Source organism: Kitasatospora sp. NPDC054939 (assembly GCF_053610105.1).
Genome location: NZ_JBSGXP010000124.1, coordinates 1 through 17,955, shown reverse-complemented (window position 1 = coordinate 17,955; position 17,955 = coordinate 1). Strand labels below are relative to the sequence as shown.

Below are 17,955 nucleotides of genomic sequence, written 5' to 3'. Positions count from 1 at the left end.
CTCACCACCAACGACCCCCGGGTCGTGGCCCGCGGGGGGCGCCCCCCCCACGCACCCCCCCCCCCCCCCCCCACCAACCCACCCCCCCCCCCCCGGCCCCCCGGGCCCCGGGGCCCCACGGCGAGGCCTGCGGTCGCGGAGGCCCGGATCAGCAGGCGACCGGTGGAATCAGCAGGCGACCGCCGGGCGGTTGCGGACCGCGAGGTCCTGGCGGCCGGCCGTGGCGTCCAGCCAGACGACCCGGGTGCCCTGGTCGGCGGCGGGGGCGGACTGGCTGCCCCGGTTGCAGGAGAGCCGCACGGGGGCGCCGCCGGTGACCGGGAGCTGGTACAGCTTCGGGAGCGCGGCGTTCGACCAGCCGGTGCTCGGCTTCGGGCCCTGCTCCTGGAAGGTGACGGCCCGATCGGAGACGGTGACCTCGAGGGTGCCCGTCGGGGTGTGGGGTGCGTCGGCGGCGAGCAGGGTGGTCACCCCCGAGCCGTCCGCGGCGCCGGAACGGATCGCGGTGCCGCCCTTGCGGTCCGCCGGCACGTCCAGCCAGACCAGCCGGCCGTCCGCGAGGGCCGGGGCGGCGAGGTACGGCGGTTGGGTGCCCTTCGGGGCGCTCACCGGGTACTGGACGGTGACCCGGCCGTCGGCGATCGAGTGGATCGTGGGCGCCTGCACGGCGGCGTCCGCGGTCGTCCAGGACTCGATCCAGCCGAGCAGGCCGTCCCGGAGGGTGACGGTCCCGAGGGTGTGGCCGTCGGGCAGCGGGAGCTCCACTGCCGGCCCGCCGTTGCGGGAGAGGTGGGCCCGGGTGCGGTCGCTCGTGGAGTCCGTCACCGTGAAGGCGATGTCCCCGCCGGACACCTGCACGCCGGTGGGGGAGGCGACCGAGGACTTGAACAGGCTGCGGATCTGCCCTCCGGACAGCGGGCGGGCCAGCACCTCCGTCGCCCAGGTGCCTTCGGAGTCGGGCCCGATCGCCAGCCAGACGGCGGTGCGGCCGTCGGTGGCGGGCCAGCCGTGGATCCGCCCGTCCGGCGGGCTGAGCCGGGTCGGGGTGCCGGGCACGGTGGTGGAGCCGGTGTAGAGGGCGGTGCCGCCCTGGCCGTCGGAGTTGCTCGACACCCAGTGGCCGCCGCCGGCGGCGGGCCCGACCGGGGTGGAGACGTCCTGCAGCAGCGGGCGGCTGTCCGTCCCGAGCCGGCTCTGCCAGCCGGACCGGATCCCGTGGGCGTCGAACGCCCTTGCCACTGTGCGGAGTTCGGCGCGGCTCAGGCCGAGGGAGCGGCCCGCGGCGAGCACCGCGTTGCGCCCGTCCACGAAGTCGTCCAGCGGGGTGAGGTACTCGGTCAGGGCGCGGTAGACCAGCCGGTCGGCGACGAGCGGGTCGAGGGTGCGCCGGACGTCCCAGAGTGCGCCGCTGAAGATGGTGGAGTTGAGGTGCACGCCGCCGCTGTCGAGGGCGTTCCCGGCGCCGAGGTAGTGGTCGACGGTGGTGCGCCGGTCGTCCAGCCGACGGAGCGCGCACTCCTCGGGGGTGCCGGTGCGGCAGAGGTCCTGGCCGAGCAGCGCGGCCCGCGGGTCGGTCATCGGGATGCCGCGGGCGGTGACCTCCACGGCGTTGCCGAAGTAGTCGGCCAGCGCCTCGTTCATGGCCCCGGACTGCCCGGCGTACACCAGGTTGGCGGTGCTCCGGATGACGCCGTGGGTCATCTCGTGGCCGGCCACGTCGAGGGCCGCGGAGAACGGGCGGAACTTGGCGTCGCCGTTCCCGTAGATCATCTTGCGCCCGTCCCAGGAGGCGTTCGGGAAGGGCTGGCCGCCGTTGCTCACGTTCACCACGGAGACGATCGGGCCGCCCTTGCCGTCGATCCCCTGCCGTCCCAGCCGGTCGCGGTAGAAGTCGTACACGGTGCCGGCGTTGACGTGGGCGTCGGTGGCGCCGCTGGTGCCGGTGGCCGCCGGGAAGGCCGGGCCGGGCGAGCCGACCGGCGGGAAGTCGTCGGGTATCGGACCGCCGAACTCGGTGTAGTCCCGGCCGGTGCCGTCGTAGGTGCTGATGCCGCCGGACCGGGTGAGGTCGACCAGCCGGTAGCTCCCGTCCGGCTGGCGGGCGACGTCCACCGGCACGGTGCGGCCCAGGATGTTCGGCGCGGTGCCGGTGGCGGGCTCGGGGGCGGACCCGGCGCGGTCGGCGGCACTCGCGGTGGCGGTACGGGCGGTGTGGGCGTCGGCGGCGCGGTCGGTGCCGGGGGCGGACCCGGCGTCCGTGCCGCTGCGGCTGCCGGCGGCGAGGAACGGGCTCTGGGCGTCGTGGGCGAGGGCGACCGCCCCGAGCACGGCGTCCACGTAGACCTCCCGGGCCTGCCGCTCCCCGGTGGCCGGGTCGACCGAGCGCACGGTGAAGTGCCGGGTCAACCGCCCGGCGCCGCCCGGCAGGACGATCGCGCCGCGGTCCTCGGCGGTGGCTTCGGCCCGGGCGCGCGGGTCCGCGACCGTACCGAGCGCCGCCCTGCGCAGCACCGTGTCGGGGACGGCGGCGGTGGTCGGCGCGGTCAGCCCGGTGAAGTACTTGCCGCCGGCGGACTCCACCCGCTGGCCGGCACCCTCTCCGACGAGGCGCACCAGGTACTGCCCGCCGAGCACCGGCACACCGCCGTGCACCTGCTGGAACCGGACGGTGTGCCGGTCGGCGGCCGTGCTCTCGACCGCAAGCTCGGTCAGCTTCCCGGCGTCGATCCGGTACCGGTCGGCGTGCGCGGCGAGATGGGCCCGGGCCGCCTCGCCCGGACTGCCGGGAGCCGCCTCGGCCAGCCCGGTCACCAACTGCGGTGCGGCGGTGCCCTCCCCGGCCACCAGGCCCGGGACGGGATCGGGTTCGGCGCCCGGGCCCGGCGGGGCGGCCAGGGCGGGGGAGGCGCCGAGGGTGAGCGTGAGCGCCAGGCTCAGGGCGGCGCTCGCCCCGAGCGCCGTGGCCCTGGGACGGGAACGTGGGTGCACTTCGGTCCTCCACGGAATGGGCAGCGGTGGTGATGTGACGAACTGTCACCCGATGCTGTTTCGTGGACGGCCGATCCGTCCAGGCCGGTGGGCGAAGGGGTACCGGCAGCCCGCCACCCCTGCACCCGGGCACCGCCGCCCGGTGTCCGAAGGGGCACGAACCGACCCCGCCCGCAGAATCCGCCCGCACCGCTGAACCGCCCCCGCCCCGCCCCCGTGCAGCCCGCCGCGGGCCCGTCCTACCGCCCCACCCGCATCCCCGGCGGCCCCGCCGCCGCGTCCCGCCCTACCGCCCCGCCCGCACCCCCGTCGGCTCGCCCCGGCGTGATGGGGTATCCCCGTCGATCGACGAAGGCAACGGGGGAGGCGGGCGATGGTGCACGCAGGGGTGGACGAGGCGCGGGTGCGGGGGCTGGTGCTCGGGGCGGCCCTGGGCGACGCGGCGGGTGTGGTCCGGGGCCGGTGGCCGGAGGCCGGGCCGCTTCGGATCGGGGTGGCCACGCAGTTGGCGGCCTTCACCGTCGAGGGGGCCATCCGCGCGTCGATGCGGATGAACCACCGCGGCATCTGCCACGGGCCGTCCGTGGTGTGGCACGCCTACGGCCGCTGGGCTCATGTGCAGGGCGCCGCGTCGCCCCGGATCGCCGAGCAGTGGTCGGGCGGCACCGACCGGCCCTGGCCGGACGGCTGGCTCGCCCAGGTGCCGGCGCTGCGCGAGCGCCGCGGTTCGGCGCCGGCGACCACGGCGGCCCTGAACGGGGGGAGCAAGGGGAGCCCGACGGAGCCGGTGAACGGGAGCCGCGGGGCGCACGCGCTGACCCGCGCCCTCGCCCTCGGCGTCCCGTGGGCCCTGTCGGGGCCGGAGGACTGTGCCCAGTCGGTCCGGGAGACCGCCGCGCTGACCCACGGCGCCCCGGACGCCCAGGGGGCGGCCGTTTTGGCGGCCGGACTGGCGGCGGCCTGCCTCACCGGGGACGATCCGATCCGCGCGCGGACGCAGGCGCGGCCGGCCGACGGCCATCCGTTCGACCTCGTGGTCCGCAGCCTGCCGCTACCGCCCCCGGAGACCCCGGAAACGGTGCTCGACCTGCTGTGGAACCCCGCCGGCGCACCGGACCCCGCGCAGCTCGCCCGGATCGCCCCGGATGCGACCGCCGCCTCGGCGCTGCTCGGCGCCCTGCTGGTCGTCTCCCGCTTCCCGGGCCGCGAGACCGTCGGCAGCGCCCTGCAGTTCGCGGCCGGCGCGCCGGACGGCTGCTCGGTGGCGACCACGGCCGGTGCGCTGCTCGGGGCCGCGCACGGCGTCGGCGCCCTGCCGGTCGGCCTGCTCGGCCGGCTCGAACTCGCCTGGGAGCTGGACACCTTGGCCCGGGACCTGCTGCAGCAGTACGTGGACTCGCCCGGGGGCGGCGAGTACCAGCGGGCCCGCGATCCGCACTGGCGGGTCCGCTACCCGGGCTGGTGACGGGGGAGGCCCGCCCGTTCCCGTCCGCCCGACGGCGTCGGCCCGGTGGCGGGCCCGAGGAGCTCGGGCCGGCACCGGGCCGGGGTGGGCCGGGTCCGCTCAGGACTGGGGCCGCTTGCCGTGGTTGGCTTTGTTGTTGCGACGGGTCTTCTTCTTGCGGCGTCGCTTCGACGACATGGCCTCTCCTCCATGGTTCGCCCCCGCCGGTTCGCTCCGTCCAAGGTCTCACACCGCCGCCCGCCCGGCGCGTCGGCGACCGGTCGCCGGCCGTGCCCGACGCGCCACCGTCCGCGCGGTGCCCGACGGCCTACCGTCCGCGCCGGGCCCGGCTGCGGTAGTGGTCCAGGACGTCCTGGCGCAGCAGGTACCCGAAGCCTGCGGACTCCAGGCGCGGGCCGAGCTGCGGCTCGCCGATGCCGAGGTCCGCGGCGGTGCGGGCGAGGTGCCAGTCGTGGGCGGCCAGGCGGTCCAGCAGGTGCCCGCGGCGGACCTGGTTCTCGGAGAGGCGGAAGGTCTTGAGGTAGGCGATCCGGCCGTGCTCGTCGGTGACCGCCTCGCCGAGGTGGTTCTCCTGCTTGGGGAGGAAGTCCGGCAGGAAGCGGGTGAGCGTGAAGCGGCCCAGCCGGCGGACGGTGCTGCCGCGGTAGGCGGCGTCGAGCAGTCCGCCGGCCATCGCGGTGCCGTGGAAGCCCGCCCAGTCGTGCTCCTGCTGCTCCACGGCGGCCCGCAGGTCGGCGAGCGACCGGATCCGGGCGGCGCCCAGGTCGGCGCGGAACTCCGGCATCGGGGCGGCGAGCGTGGCGTAGTGGTGGACCAGCTCGCCGTACAGGTCGAGCAGCAGGCTGCGGGGCAGCGCCCGGTAGTCGTCCGGGTGCGGTACGGCGAAGGCGGCGGCGAGCGCGTCGGCGACGTACAGCACGACCCCGCACTGGCCGGGGTGGATCTCGAACAGCCGCAGGGCGTCGGCCAGTCCGTGCACCTGCTCGCCGTGGTACGCCTCCTCGGCGCGCGGCGAGAGGCCCCGGCGCAGCGCCCGGTCGGACCCGGTCGGCCCCGACGACCGTAACAGGGTCCGCCCCGCCGCCCCGCCGCTCTGCCCCCGGGGGCCGTCAGGCCCAGGCCAGTGCGGACCGGGTGCGCCAGTACGCCTCGGCCGGTTCCGCGAGCACGGTGAGCGCGGCCAGCTCGTCGGGCGCGAGGTCGAGCCCGGCGGCGGCGAGGTTGGAGGCCAGCTGCCCGGTGGTGGCCGCGCCGGAGAGCACGACGTCGGCCCACGGCCGGGCGGCGGCCGCGGCCAGCGCCAGGGCGTCGCAGGAGGCGCCGGTCCGGGCGGCGAGCGCGCGCAGGGCCGCCGTGTCGGGGCCGGTGGCGTTGCGGTCGGCGAGCCGGCCGTTGGCCATGCCCTCCTTCACGACCACCAGCCACCCGGCCGCGTGGGCCTCGGCGAGGGCCGGTCCGGCGGACGGCTCCAGCAGGTTCCAGGTGGACTGCACGGCGCCGAACAGCGGCCGGCCGTCGACCGCCACCTCCAGCGCCGCCCGGACGGTGTCGGCCTGCGCGGGGCCGCTGGTGGACAGGCCGACCCGGACGCCCTCGGCGGCCAGCGCGGCCAGTCGGGCGTGCAGCGCGGGGTCGGTCAGCGCGGGGCTGTCGGGGGTGACCGAGTGCACCAGGTACACCTGCAGCCGGGCCCCCAGCAGGGCCCTGGTCTCCCCGATCTGGCGGTCGAACACCTCCGTCGAGTGCTCCTTGACCTCGTGCACCGGCACCCCGGAGGTGCGCCAGTCGGCGGTGTAGGTGTAGCCCCACTTGCTGGCCACCACCACGTCCGCCGCCGCCTCCGGCCGGGTGTCCAGCCAGGCGCCGAGGAACTCCTCGGCGCGGCCGTACGAGCGGGCGGTGTCGAAGTACCGCACCCCGGCGGCGTGGGCGGCGTCGAGCAGGGCGTGGGTCCGCTCGCGCAGCGCCTCGACGCTGCGGTCGGCGGGCAGGTCGAGGTCCCGCCCAAGGGTGATGTAGCCGGGCCGTCCGACGGCGGCCGTGCCGAGGCCGAACCGCGCGATCGAGGGGCCTGCGGCGGGTCCGGTTCCGGTGGCGGGGGCGGTCGGCATGGCGGGGTCCCTTCGACGGCGTGCGGCGTGCGATGTGCGGCGAGCGGTCGCGGGCCCGCTCGTACCCGAACCCTATCGATCACCCGCGGGTGTCCGGCCGGGCCCCCGCCGCCGCTCCGCCCCGCCCCCGCACCGCCGACCCCCCTCGCACCCCCGCACCCCGTTCGGTGGCCCGCCGCGGCCGGTCACCGACGGCGACGGCCGGGGTACCCGGGGAGGCATCGCGCGGCCCGGCTCCGGCCGGTAGCGTGGAACCACCGAGATCCGCGGGCCCGACCCCCGGCACGGCGCCGACCCGACACCGACCCGGCATCGACACGCCGACTCGGCATCGACCCGACAGGCGCCGCACCGGACGGCCGCCGGCCCAGGCCTGAGTGGGTGAGGCGATGGCCGAGGAGCTGCGCCTGGTTCTGAACGAAGAGGGCACCGATCCCGGCACGCCGGCGCCGAAGCGAACCGCTGACCCGACCCCGGACGGCACCCGGTGAACGGCACGGACGGCCGGCGCCAGGCCCTCATCGTCGCCAACGACGCCTACGCCGACGAGGGGCTGAAGCAACTGCGCTCGCCCGCGGAGGACGCGGTGGCGCTCGGCGGCGTGCTCGGCGACCCGCAGATCGGCGCGTTCGACGTCGAGGTGATCCGCAACGAGTCCGCGCACGTCATCGAGGGCCGGATCGAGGACTTCTTCGCCGAACGCCGCCCGCCCGACGTCCTGCTGCTGCACTTCTCCTGCCACGGCCTGAAGAGCGATTCCGGCGACCTGTACTTCGCCGCCACCAACACCCGGCCCAACCGGCTCGCCTCCACCGCCGTGCCCGCCGCGTTCGTCCGGCGCTGCATGCGCGAGAGCCGCTCGCGCAGCATCGTCCTGCTGCTCGACTGCTGCTACGGCGGCGCGTTCTCCCGGGGCACGCAGACGCGGGCGGGCGGCTCGGTCGACGTCCTGGAGTCCTTCGAGGCGGGGAAGCTCGGCGGCGGGCGCGGCTGGGCCGTCATCACCGCCTCCAACGCCATGGAGTACGCCTTCGAGGGCGACACCCTCAGCGACGGCCCGGTGCGCCGGCCGTCGCTGTTCACCAGCGCCGTGGTCGAGGGCCTGGCCACCGGCGAGGCCGACCGCGACGAGGACGGCCGGGTCTCGCTCGACGAGCTCTACGAGTACGTCTTCGACCGGGTGCACGAGCGCAACCCCCACCAGACGCCCAGCCGCAGCTTCGAACTGCCGGGCGACCTCTACCTCGCCCACAGCCCCCGCCGCCGGCTGCGCCCCGAGCCGGTCCCGGCCGACCTGCGGGCCGCGATGACCGACCCCAACATGTTCACCCGGCTCGGCGCGGTCACCGAGCTGCGGGCCCGGCTCGCCGGCCCCGACGTGGCCGCCGCCCTCGGTGCGTACGAGGCGCTGGCGGAGGTCGTCGACACCGACATCCGCATGATCGCCGAACCGGCCGAACAGGCGCTGCGCGACGTCGCCCTCACGCCCGTCGAATCCGAGGCGGACTTCGGCATCGTCGAACTCGGCGGCCCCGCACCGCACCGCACGCTCGCCCTGCTCGGCCCGCCGCTGGCCCGCACCTGCACCCCGCAGGGCGCACCGCCGTGGCTGCACATCGCCGACGCGCCGCAGGGGGTGGACCTGTCGGTGGACACCGCCGAGGCCGGGCTCCTGCGCGGGGAGGCCGTGCTGCGCGGCCCGACCGGGGAGGCCACCGTGCGGGTGGCGGCCAACGTGATCCCGGTGCCGCCCGGGAGGCCGGGGGCCGGACCCCAGTCGCGCCCCGGCCCCCGCCCCCGCGCCCGGGCGGCCACCCCGCCGCATCCCTCGGACGCCCGTTCGGTCCGGGGCCTATCCTGCTGGTGATCACCACGGCACGACGAGGGGGAGCGCCATGGCGTACCGCTACGAGCGGATCCGGCCCGGGGACTGGGAGCGGCTGCGCGCCGTCCGGCTGGAGCAGTTGCAGGACACGCCGATGGCGTTCATGGAGACCTACAGCACCGCGCTGGCCCACGGCGACGAGGAGTGGCGCTTCCGGGCGATCCGGGTGAACGAGCCCGGGTGCGTCGGGCTGGTCGCGGTGGACGGCGCGACGGGGGAGTGGGTCGGCACCATGCTGGCGATGACGCCGGAGCCGGGCACCGCGGTGCTGATGGGCGTCTGGGTGCACCCCGACCACCGCGGCCGGGCACGCGGGGTGACGGACGGCCTGCTCGACGCGGTGACGGCCTGGGCGCGCGGCGACGGCGGAGCGGACCGGATGGTCCTCCGGGTGCACGAGCAGAACGAGCGCGCCCAGGCGTTCTACCGGCGCCGCGGCTTCGCGTTCACCGGCGGTAGCGAGCCCTACCGGCTCGACCCCTCGGCCCTGGAACTGGAGATGGCCGCCCCGCTGCGGTGACGGGGCGTCACCGCCCGCTCAGCCCAGGGCCCCGGTGCGGGCGCCGTGCCACAGGTCGACGTCGCCGCCGGCGGCGGTGAGCTCGTCGATCCGCGCCAGCTCGTCCGGCGTGAAGTCGAGGTTCGCCAGGGCGGCCACGTTCTGCTCCAACTGTCCGGTGCGGGACGCGCCGATTACCAGCGAGGTGACCCGGTCGTCCCGCAGCGCCCAGGCCAGCGCCAGTTGGGCCAGGGTCTGCCCGCGGCCGTGCGCGAGGTCGTTGAGCGCGCGCAGCCGGCGCAGCATCTCCTCGGTGAGCCAGTCCGTCGTGAAGGACTTGCCCTGGGCCGCGCGCGAGTCCGCGGGCACCCCGTCGAGGTAGCGCCCGGTCAGCAGGCCCTGGGCGAGCGCGGTGAAGCCGATCACGCCGAAGCCCTCCTGACCGGCGGCGTCCAGCAGATGCTCCGTCTCGATCCAGCGGTTGAGCATGGAGTACGAGGGCTGGTGGATCAGCAGCGGGGTGCCCAGTTCGCGCAGGATCGCCGACGCCTGCCGGGTGTGCTCGGTCCCGTAGGACGAGATGCCGACGTACAGGGCCTTGCCCTGGCGGACCGCCGTGTCCAGCGCCGCCATGGTCTCCTCGAGCGGGGTGGTGGGGTCGGGCCGGTGGGAGTAGAAGATGTCCACGTAGTCCAGGCCCAGGCGCCCGAGCGACTGGTCGAGCGAGGCGAGCAGGTACTTGCGCGAGCCGCCGCCCTGTCCGTAGGGCCCGGGCCACATGTCCCAGCCCGCCTTGGTGGAGACCACCAGCTCGTCCCGGTACGGGCGGAGGTCCTGCCGTACGAGGCGCCCGAAGTTCTCCTCCGCGGAGCCGTACGGCGGGCCGTAGTTGTTCGCCAGGTCGTGGTGGGTGATGCCGAGGTCGAAGGCCCGCAGGGCGATCTCCCGCTGCGTCTCGAACGGCAGGTCGTCCCCGAAGTTGTGCCAGTAGCCCAACGACAGCACCGGGAGGTCGAGGCCCGACCGCCCGGTGCGCCGGTACTGCATGACACCGTTGTAGCGCTGGGGATCCGCGAGGTGGTTCATGGCTGCTCCGCCGATGGCAGGTCGGCAATCGAGGGATCGAAGTGGCCCGCCACCGGTCGTGGCTCGCTGCACCGGGTACGGCTCGCGCTGCGCCCCACCCGCCGCCGGCGGGCAGGCACCACCGGCGGGGCCGGCTGCCTCCGGTTCCATGCTCCCCCTCGCCCGCGGTTCCCGCAGGTCCGGGGCTCCGGCGTACCCGGCGCACCCCCCTGAGCGCGCCGAACTCCCGCCGGCCGCGTAACCGTCGTGCCCCTGACCGTCGTGCCCCTGACCGTCGTGGTCCAGACCGTCGTGGCCGGACCGGGCCGCCGGGTCGCTCGTTCCGGCCAAAACAAGCAAGCATGATTGCTTTTTTCCTGCGCCGGTGCCACGCTGCTGCCGACCCGAAGGCCACCGGCAGGGGGAGGCCCAGCCATGCGTTCGCGTTCAACCTCGGGCACCACCAGGGCAGTCGAGCCGTCGGCCCGCTCCGCTCCGCCGGCCGCGCCCGCGGCCCCGCTGCGGATCGGCAACGCCTCCGGCTTCTACGGCGACCGCTTCACCGCCTTCCGCGAGATGCTGACCGGCGGCCCGCTGGACGTGCTCACCGGGGACTACCTCGCCGAGCTCACCATGCTGATCCTGGCCCGGGACCGGCTGCGCGATCCGCGCCTCGGCTACGCCCGGACCTTCCTGCGCCAGCTGGAGGACTGCCTCGGCCTCGCCCTGGAGCGCGGGGTGCGGCTGGTCGTCAACGCCGGCGGCCTCAACCCGGCCCGGCTCGCCGAGGCGATCGCCGAACTGGCGGAGCGCCAGGGGCTCGCACCGCGGATCGCCCGCGTGGAGGGCGACGACCTGCTCGCCCGGAGTGCCGAACTCGGCTTTCCGCCGGACCTGTTGGCGGCCAACGCCTACCTGGGGGCGTTCGGCATCGCCGAGTGCCTGACCGCGGGCGCCGACCTGGTGGTCACCGGACGGGTCACCGACGCCGCCCTGGTCGTCGGCCCGGCCGCCGCCCACTTCGGCTGGAAGCCGGACGACCTGGACGCGCTCGCCGGGGCCGTGGTGGCCGGCCACGTGCTGGAGTGCGGCGCCCAGGCGACCGGCGGCAACTACGCCTTCTTCGGCGAGCACGACACCACCCGCCCCGGCTTCCCGCTCGCCGAGGTGCACGCCGACGGCAGCAGCGTGATCACCAAGCACCCGGGCACCGGCGGCGCGGTCACCGTCGGAACGGTCACCGCCCAACTCCTGTATGAGACGGGCGCGGCACGCTACCTGGGACCCGATGTCACCGCCCGCCTGGACACCGTACGGCTCGGCGCGGACGGCCCGGACCGGGTCCGCATCGACGGCGTCCGGGGCGAGGCGCCGCCCGCCGCCCTGAAGGTCGGCCTCAACCGGCTCGGCGGCCACCGCAACGAACTGGAGTTCGTGCTGACCGGGCTCGACATCGGGGCCAAGGCCGAGCTGGTGCGCCGCCAGTTCGCCGAGGCCCTCGCCCCGGAGGCGCGACCCGCCGAACTGCGCTGGACCCTGGCCCGCACCGACCACCCCGACGCCCCCACCGAGGAGGCCGCGTCCGCCCGGCTGCGCCTCACCGCCCGGGACGCCGACCCGGCCAAGGTCGGACGCGAACTCGGCCGCGCCGCCGTCGAACTGGGCCTGGCCGGCTACCCGGGCTTCCACCTCACCGCCCCGCCGGGCCCGGGCTCGCCGTACGGGGTGTTCGAGGCCGCGTACGTCGACGCCGGACTGGTGGAGCACACCGCCGTCCTGCCCGACGGGCACCGGATGCCCGTCCCACCGGCCCCGACCCGCCGGGCCGCCGCGCCACTCTCCGAGCCGAACGAACCGCCGCTGCCCGAACCACCGCTGCCCGAGCCGCCCGAGCCCGGGCCCACCCGGCGCGCCCCGCTCGGCCTGGTGGCGGGTGCCCGCAGCGGGGACAAGGGCGGCGACGCCAACCTCGGCGTCTGGGCCCGCGACGAGGCCGGCTGGCGCTGGCTCGCGCACACCCTCACCGTCGAGCGCCTGCGCGAACTCCTGCCCGAGGCCGCCGGGTTGCCGATCACCCGGCAGCTGCTGCCGAACCTCCGCGCGGTCAACTTCACCCTCACCGGTCTGCTCGGCGAAGGCGTCGCCGCCCAGCACCGCTTCGATCCGCAGGCCAAGGCCCTGGGGGAGTGGCTGCGCTCCCGCCACCTCGACGTCCCGGAGGCGCTGCTGTGACCGTCCTGCCCACCCGCATCGACCCGACCGGTGCCGAGCACGCCGCCAACCGGGCCGCGATGCTCGACGGACTGGCCGCGATCGGGGCCGAGCACGCCAAGGCGCTGGCCGGCGGCGGGCCCAAGTACGTCGAACGGCACCGCGCCCGCGGCAAGTTGCTCCCGCGCGAGCGGATCGAGCTGCTGCTCGACCAGGACGCGCCGTTCCTGGAGCTGTCCCCGCTCGCCGCCTGGGGCAGCGACCACCCGGTGGGCGCCGCGCTGGTCACCGGGATCGGCACGGTCGAGGGCGTGGAGTGCGTGATCACGGCCAACGACCCGACCGTGCGCGGCGGGGCCAGCAACCCCTGGACGCTGCGCAAGGCCCTGCGTGCCAACGAGATCGCGCTCGCCAACCGCCTGCCGCTGATCAACCTGGTCGAGTCCGGCGGCGCCGACCTGCCCAGCCAGAAGGAGATCTTCATCCCCGGCGGGGCGCTGTTCCGCGACCTGACCCGGCTCTCCGCCGCCGGGATCCCCACCGTGGCCGTGGTGTTCGGCAACTCCACGGCCGGCGGCGCCTACGTGCCGGGGATGTCCGACCACACCGTGCTGGTCCGCGAGCGGGCCAAGGTCTTCCTCGGCGGGCCGCCGCTGGTGCGGATGGCCACCGGCGAGGAGGCCGACGACGAGTCGCTGGGCGGCGCCGAGATGCACGCCCGCACCTCCGGCCTCGCCGACCACTTCGCCGTGGACGAGGCGGACGCCTGCCGGCTCGCCCGCCGGATCGTGGCGCGGCTCGACCACCGCAAGCCGGGCCCCTTCCCGGACCTCGCCGCGGCGCCGCCCGCGTACGACGAGGAGGACCTGCTCGGCATCGTCCCGGGCGACCTCAAGGTGCCCTTCGACCCGCGCGAGGTGATCGCCCGGATCGTCGACGGCTCGGACTTCGACGAGTTCAAACCGCTGTACGGCCCCAGCCTGGTCACCGGCTGGGCCCGGCTGCACGGCTACCCGGTCGGCGTCCTCGCCAACGCGCAGGGCGTGCTGTTCAGCCCGGAGTCCCAGAAGGCCGCCCAGTTCATCCAGTTGGCCAACCAGCGGGCCGTCCCGCTGCTCTTCCTGCACAACACCACCGGCTACATGGTCGGCACCGCCTACGAGCAGGGCGGCATCATCAAGCACGGCGCCATGATGATCAACGCGGTGGCCAACTCCCGGGTTCCGCACCTGTCCGTGCTGATGGGCGCCTCGTACGGGGCCGGCCACTACGGCATGTGCGGGCGGGCGTACGACCCGAGGTTCCTGTTCTCCTGGCCGAGCGCCAAATCGGCGGTGATGGGCCCGCAGCAGCTCGCCGGGGTGCTGTCGATCGTCGCCCGGCAGTCCGCGGCGGCCAAGGGGCAGCCGTACGACGAGGAGGCGGACGCCGCGATCCGGGCGATGGTCGAGCAGCAGATCGAGGCGGAGTCGCTGCCGGTCTTCCTCTCCGGCCGGCTTTACGACGACGGGGTGATCGACCCGCGGGACACCAGGACCGTCCTCGGGCTCTGCCTCTCCGCGATCCACAACGCACCGGTCGAGGGCGCCCGCGGCTACGGCGTCTTCCGGATGTGAGGCGCACCCGGGAGGCCCCGGCCACCAGCCGACCACCCGGACCGCCGCGACCCGCGCCGGACCGCGACCCGCGCCGGACCGCCGCCCGCGACGCCGCCGCCCGGACCGCCGCCGCCCGCGCCGGCGCAGCAACCCGTGACTACGAGGGGCACCCACCACATGATCACCACCCTGCTGGTCGCCAACCGGGGCGAGATCGCCCGCCGGGTCTTCCGCACCTGCCGCGACCTCGGCATCGCCACCGTCGCCGTGCACTCCGACCCGGACGCCGACGCCCCGCACGTCCGGGAGGCCGACGCCGCCGTGCGGCTGCCCGGCGCCGCGCCCGCCGACACCTACCTGCGCGCCGACCTGCTGGTGCGGGCCGCGCTGGCGGCCGGGGCGGACGCCGTGCACCCGGGCTACGGCTTCCTCTCCGAGAACGCGGACTTCGCCCGGGCCGTGCTCGACGCCGGGCTCACCTGGATCGGCCCGCCGCCCGCGGCGATCGCCGCGATGGGTTCCAAGACCGCCGCCAAGCGCCTGATGGCCGCCGCGGGCGTCCCGGTGCTCGACGCCGTCGCGCAGCCCGCCGAGGCCGACCTGCCGCTGCTGGTCAAGGCCGCGGCGGGCGGCGGCGGCCGCGGCCTGCGGGTGGTGCACCGGCTGGACGAGCTGGCGCCGCAGCTGGCCGCCGCCCGCGCCGAGGCGGCGAAGGCCTTCGGCTCGGACGAGGTGTTCTGCGAGCGCTACCTGCCGGCCGGCCGGCACGTCGAGGTGCAGCTGCTGGCCGACGCCCACGGCACCGTCTGGGCGGTCGGCGACCGCGACTGCTCGCTGCAGCGCCGCCACCAGAAGGTCGTCGAGGAGGCCCCGGCGCCCGGCCTGCCCGAGCCGGTGCGCACCGCCCTGCACGCCGCCGCGGTCACCGCCGCCCGGGCGATCGGCTACACCGGGGCCGGTACCGCCGAGTTCCTGCTGGAGGCCGACGGCCGCTTCCACTTCCTGGAGATGAACACCCGCCTCCAGGTGGAGCACCCGGTCACCGAGTGCGTCACCGGGCTGGACCTGGTCGCGCTGCAGCTGGAGATCGCCGAGGGCCGGCCGCTGCCCGCCGCCGAACCGCCCGCCCCGCGCGGCCACGCGATCGAGGCCCGCCTGTACGCCGAGGACCCGGCCCGGGCGTGGCAGCCGCAGACCGGCCCGCTCCACCTGCTCGAACTCCCGGGAGCGGTGGTGGAGTTCGATCTTGTCCCGGGCCGGTCGAGCGGACTGCGGCTGGACTCCGGCGTGTCCGCGGGCAGCACCGTCGGCGTCCACTACGACCCGATGCTCGCCAAGGCCGTCGCCTGGGCGCCCACCCGGGAGGGCGCCGCCCGGCTGCTGGCCGATGCCCTCACCCGGGCCCGCGTCCACGGTCCGGTCACCAACCGGGAGCTGCTCGCCGCGGTGCTGCGCCACCCGGAGTTCCGGGCCGGTCGGATGCACACCGGCTTCCTCGCCGAGCACCTGCCCGAGCTGCTGAAGTCCGCGCCCGACCCGCTGCCCGCCCTGGCGGCCGCCCTCGCGGACGCCGCCGCCCGCCGGACCGCGCTGCCCTCCGGCTGGCGCAACCTGCCCTCGCAGCCGCAGTCCAAGCGGTACACCGACACCCAGGGCCACACCCACGAGGTGCGCTACCGCCTCACCCGGGCCGGGCTGGAGGCCGAGGGGCAGCCGGACGTCCGGCTGGTCGAGGCCGGAGCCACCCGGGTGGTGCTGGAGGTCGCGGGCCTGCGCCGCCCGTACGACGTCGCGGTGTACGGCGACCGGGTCTTCGTCGACAGCCCGACCGGGGCGACCGCCCTGACCGCCGTGGACCGCTTCCCCGATCCCGTCGCCCCCACCGAACCGGGCGCCCTGCTCGCCCCGATGCCCGGCACCGTGGTGCGCCTCGCCGCGGCGGTCGGCGACACCGTCACGGCCGGGCAGCCGCTGCTCTGGCTGGAGGCGATGAAGATGGAGCACCGCGTCACTGCCCCCGCCGACGGCGTCCTCACCGAACTCCACGCCGCCCCCGGCCGCCAGGTCGAACCCGGCGCCCTGCTCGCCGTCGTCCGCCCCGCCGCCCCGTAGCCCCAGCGCCGTCCGCCACACACGACTCCCCGCACCCGCACGGAAGGACCCCTCATGTCCGCACCGCGCACCACCCCCGGCACCCCGCTCATCGAGACCCCGGAACGGCGGGCCCTGCGCCGCGCCGTCGCCGACCTCGGCCACCGCTACGGCTCCGCCTACTACCTCGCCAAGGCCCGCGCCGGGCAGCCCGCCGACGAACTGTGGGCCGAGGCCGGCAAGGCGGGCTACCTCGGCGCCAACCTGCCCGCCGAGCACGGCGGCGGGGGCGGCGGCATCACCGACCTCGCCATCGTGCTGGAGGAACTCGGCGCCGCCGGCTGCCCGTTGCTGATGCTGATCGTCTCCCCGGCGATCTGCGGCACGGTGATCGCCCGCTACGGCACCGAGGAGCAGCAGCGCCAGTGGCTGCCGGGGCTGGCCGACGGCACCCGGCGGATGGCCTTCGGCATCACCGAGCCCGACGCCGGCTCCAACGCGCACCGGATCACCACCACCGCCCGCCGCGACGGCGAGGACTGGCTGCTCACCGGCCGCAAGGTGTTCGTCTCGGGGATCGACCACGCCGACGCGGTGCTGTTCGTGGCCCGGACCGAGGACGCCCGCACCGGCCGCCTGAAGCCCGCCCTGTTCGTCGTCCCGCGCGAGGCGCCGGGCTTCGAGTACCACCCGATCCCGATGGAGCTGGTCTCCCCCGAGAAGCAGTTCCAGGTCTTCCTGGACGACGTCCGGCTGCCCGCCGACGCCCTGGTCGGCGACGAGAACGCCGGGCTGCTGCAGCTGTTCGCCGGCCTGAACCCCGAGCGCATCATGACCGCCGCCTTCTCCCTCGGCCTCGCCCGGCAGGCCCTCGGCCGGGCGGTGGAGTACGCGCGGACCCGTACGGTGTGGGACGTGCCGATCGGCGCCCACCAGGGCCTGGCCCACCCGCTGGCCCAGTGCGCGGTGGAGGTCGAGTGCGCCCGGCTGATGACCCAGAAGGCGGCGCTGCTGTACGACGCGGGCGACGACCAGGCCGCCGGCGAGGCCGCCAACATGGCCAAGTACGCGGCGGGGGAGGCGGCCGCCCGCACGGTCGACCAGGCGGTGCAGACCCTCGGCGGCAACGGGCTCACCCAGGAGTACGGGCTCGCCGCCCTGCTCGCCGCGACCCGGGTCGGCCGGGTCGCCCCGGTCAGCCGGGAGATGGTGCTCAACTACGTGGCCCAGCACAGCCTGGGCCTGCCCCGCTCGTACTGACCGGCCCGGCGCCCGACCGGACCCCACCGGACCCCACCGGACCCCACCGGACCCCACCGGACCTCACCGGGCCTCACCGGGCCTCGGCGGACGTCACCGGACGTCAGCGGACGGAGGTGAGATGCGCGAAGACCACGGTGTTGGACTCGTAGCCGGTGCGTTTGTCGAACTTGCCGCCGCAGGTGATCAGCCGCAGTTCGGCCCCCGGGGTGTCGCCGTACACCGCGGCGTCCGGGAAGGTGCTCTTCGGGAAGACCTGGACGGCGTCCACGGTGAACACCGCGGTGCGGCGGTCGGTGCGGACCACCTCGACGGTGTGGCCGCGGCGCAGCAGGCCGAGCCGGTAGAACACGGCGGGCCCGCTGCGGGTGTCGGCGTGGCCGAGGACGAGGGCGTTGCCCCGGGCGCCGGGGGTCGCGCCGTCCCGGTACCAGCCGACCAGGTTGCGCTGCTCGACGGGCGGGGTCGCCAGGTGCCGGGCGGCGTCCAGGCCGAGGCCGGTGACGGGCGCGTCGACCTTGATCGCCGGGATCCTGATCCGGGTGGGGGCGGACGGCGGGAGCGGCGCCGGGCCGGCCGGCCGGGTGATCCGTGCGGTCGGGGTGGCCGGCTCGGCCGGGAGCCCGGACGGGCTCGCAGGGTCGGCGGCCCCGGCGGCGGGGGCGGCCGCCGGGGTCGGGGGGAGCGGCGGTCCGCCGTCCCCGATGGCGCCGTCCTTCACCAGCCAGGCCCCGGCGACCATCGTCATGGCGACGGCCCCCACGGCCAGCGGGTGCGGTCCC

The 17,955-nt window shown here is 76.2% G+C and carries 13 protein-coding genes; 7 read left to right on the top strand and 6 right to left on the bottom strand.

The window, feature by feature from the left end:
- Positions 1–168: 168 nt before the first annotated feature.
- Positions 169–2,988 (bottom strand): M4 family metallopeptidase, encoded by a 2,820-nt coding sequence (locus ACWGB8_RS28405; protein WP_452216465.1) that lies wholly within the window; start codon positions 2,986–2,988, stop codon positions 169–171.
- Between the two features lie 373 nt (positions 2,989–3,361).
- Here ACWGB8_RS28405 and ACWGB8_RS28400 point away from each other — a divergent pair, with 373 nt between their 5' ends.
- Positions 3,362–4,453 carry an ADP-ribosylglycohydrolase family protein gene (locus ACWGB8_RS28400; protein WP_452216464.1) on the top strand — a complete coding sequence of 364 codons (1,092 nt, stop codon included), beginning with the start codon at positions 3,362–3,364 and terminating at the stop codon, positions 4,451–4,453.
- 99 nt (positions 4,454–4,552) lie between these two features.
- On the opposite strand, the gene ACWGB8_RS28395 is transcribed toward ACWGB8_RS28400, so the two are convergent.
- From ACWGB8_RS28395 to ACWGB8_RS28385, 3 genes are all read right to left on the bottom strand, one after another.
- Positions 4,553–4,630 (bottom strand): 50S ribosomal protein bL37, encoded by a 78-nt coding sequence (locus ACWGB8_RS28395; RefSeq protein WP_452216473.1) that lies wholly within the window; start codon positions 4,628–4,630, stop codon positions 4,553–4,555.
- Between the two features lie 130 nt (positions 4,631–4,760).
- On the bottom strand, positions 4,761–5,483 hold the full coding sequence (locus tag ACWGB8_RS28390) for an ARPP-2 domain-containing protein (protein ID WP_452216472.1): 723 nt from the start codon (positions 5,481–5,483) through the stop codon (positions 4,761–4,763).
- Between the two features lie 79 nt (positions 5,484–5,562).
- On the bottom strand, positions 5,563–6,564 hold the full coding sequence (locus ACWGB8_RS28385) for an aldo/keto reductase (protein WP_452216463.1): 1,002 nt from the start codon (positions 6,562–6,564) through the stop codon (positions 5,563–5,565).
- 487 nt (positions 6,565–7,051) lie between these two features.
- Here ACWGB8_RS28385 and ACWGB8_RS28380 point away from each other — a divergent pair, with 487 nt between their 5' ends.
- Both ACWGB8_RS28380 and ACWGB8_RS28375 read left to right on the top strand, forming a co-directional pair.
- Positions 7,052–8,431: a caspase family protein gene (locus ACWGB8_RS28380; protein WP_452216462.1), complete on the top strand. Its 1,380-nt coding sequence runs from the start codon at positions 7,052–7,054 to the stop codon at positions 8,429–8,431.
- Positions 8,432–8,459: 28 nt separating this feature from the next.
- The gene (locus ACWGB8_RS28375) at positions 8,460–8,969 is read left to right on the top strand and encodes a GNAT family N-acetyltransferase (protein ID WP_452216461.1); all 510 of its coding nucleotides are present in this window, start codon (positions 8,460–8,462) and stop codon (positions 8,967–8,969) included.
- Between the two features lie 18 nt (positions 8,970–8,987).
- Here the strand turns inward: ACWGB8_RS28375 and mgrA are convergent, their stop codons facing one another.
- Positions 8,988–10,034 (bottom strand): L-glyceraldehyde 3-phosphate reductase, encoded by a 1,047-nt coding sequence (gene mgrA / locus ACWGB8_RS28370; RefSeq protein WP_452216460.1) that lies wholly within the window; start codon positions 10,032–10,034, stop codon positions 8,988–8,990.
- A gap of 414 nt (positions 10,035–10,448) precedes the next feature.
- Here mgrA and ACWGB8_RS28365 point away from each other — a divergent pair, with 414 nt between their 5' ends.
- The 4 genes from ACWGB8_RS28365 to ACWGB8_RS28350 all read left to right on the top strand — a co-directional run bounded on the left by ACWGB8_RS28365 (position 10,449) and on the right by ACWGB8_RS28350 (position 17,173).
- Positions 10,449–12,245: an acyclic terpene utilization AtuA family protein gene (locus ACWGB8_RS28365; protein WP_452216459.1), complete on the top strand. Its 1,797-nt coding sequence runs from the start codon at positions 10,449–10,451 to the stop codon at positions 12,243–12,245.
- Positions 12,242–13,840: an acyl-CoA carboxylase subunit beta gene (locus ACWGB8_RS28360; protein ID WP_452216458.1), complete on the top strand. Its 1,599-nt coding sequence runs from the start codon at positions 12,242–12,244 to the stop codon at positions 13,838–13,840. Before ACWGB8_RS28365 ends, ACWGB8_RS28360 begins: the two co-directional genes overlap by 4 nt.
- A 159-nt stretch (positions 13,841–13,999) precedes the next feature.
- Positions 14,000–15,934: an ATP-binding protein gene (locus ACWGB8_RS28355; RefSeq protein ID WP_452216457.1), complete on the top strand. Its 1,935-nt coding sequence runs from the start codon at positions 14,000–14,002 to the stop codon at positions 15,932–15,934.
- Between the two features lie 54 nt (positions 15,935–15,988).
- Positions 15,989–17,173 (top strand): acyl-CoA dehydrogenase family protein, encoded by a 1,185-nt coding sequence (locus tag ACWGB8_RS28350; RefSeq protein WP_452216456.1) that lies wholly within the window; start codon positions 15,989–15,991, stop codon positions 17,171–17,173.
- Between the two features lie 103 nt (positions 17,174–17,276).
- Here ACWGB8_RS28350 and ACWGB8_RS28345 read toward each other — a convergent pair whose 3' ends face one another.
- Positions 17,277–17,915: a class F sortase gene (locus ACWGB8_RS28345; protein ID WP_452216471.1), complete on the bottom strand. Its 639-nt coding sequence runs from the start codon at positions 17,913–17,915 to the stop codon at positions 17,277–17,279.
- Between the last annotated feature and the right edge of the window lie 40 nt (positions 17,916–17,955).

Excerpts from the sequence above, each read along its gene's own strand:
- ACWGB8_RS28400 (WP_452216464.1), top strand. The coding sequence starts at position 3,362 with ATGGTGCACGCAGGGGTGGACGAGGCGCGGGTGCGGGGGCTGGTGCTC.
- ACWGB8_RS28395 (WP_452216473.1), bottom strand. The coding sequence starts at position 4,630 with ATGTCGTCGAAGCGACGCCGCAAGAAGAAGACCCGTCGCAACAACAAA.
- ACWGB8_RS28385 (WP_452216463.1), bottom strand. The coding sequence starts at position 6,564 with ATGCCGACCGCCCCCGCCACCGGAACCGGACCCGCCGCAGGCCCCTCG.
- ACWGB8_RS28375 (WP_452216461.1), top strand. The coding sequence starts at position 8,460 with ATGGCGTACCGCTACGAGCGGATCCGGCCCGGGGACTGGGAGCGGCTG.
- mgrA (WP_452216460.1), bottom strand. The coding sequence starts at position 10,034 with ATGAACCACCTCGCGGATCCCCAGCGCTACAACGGTGTCATGCAGTAC.
- ACWGB8_RS28365 (WP_452216459.1), top strand. The coding sequence starts at position 10,449 with ATGCGTTCGCGTTCAACCTCGGGCACCACCAGGGCAGTCGAGCCGTCG.
- ACWGB8_RS28355 (WP_452216457.1), top strand. The coding sequence starts at position 14,000 with ATGATCACCACCCTGCTGGTCGCCAACCGGGGCGAGATCGCCCGCCGG.
- ACWGB8_RS28350 (WP_452216456.1), top strand. The coding sequence starts at position 15,989 with ATGTCCGCACCGCGCACCACCCCCGGCACCCCGCTCATCGAGACCCCG.
- ACWGB8_RS28345 (WP_452216471.1), bottom strand. The coding sequence starts at position 17,915 with ATGGTCGCCGGGGCCTGGCTGGTGAAGGACGGCGCCATCGGGGACGGC.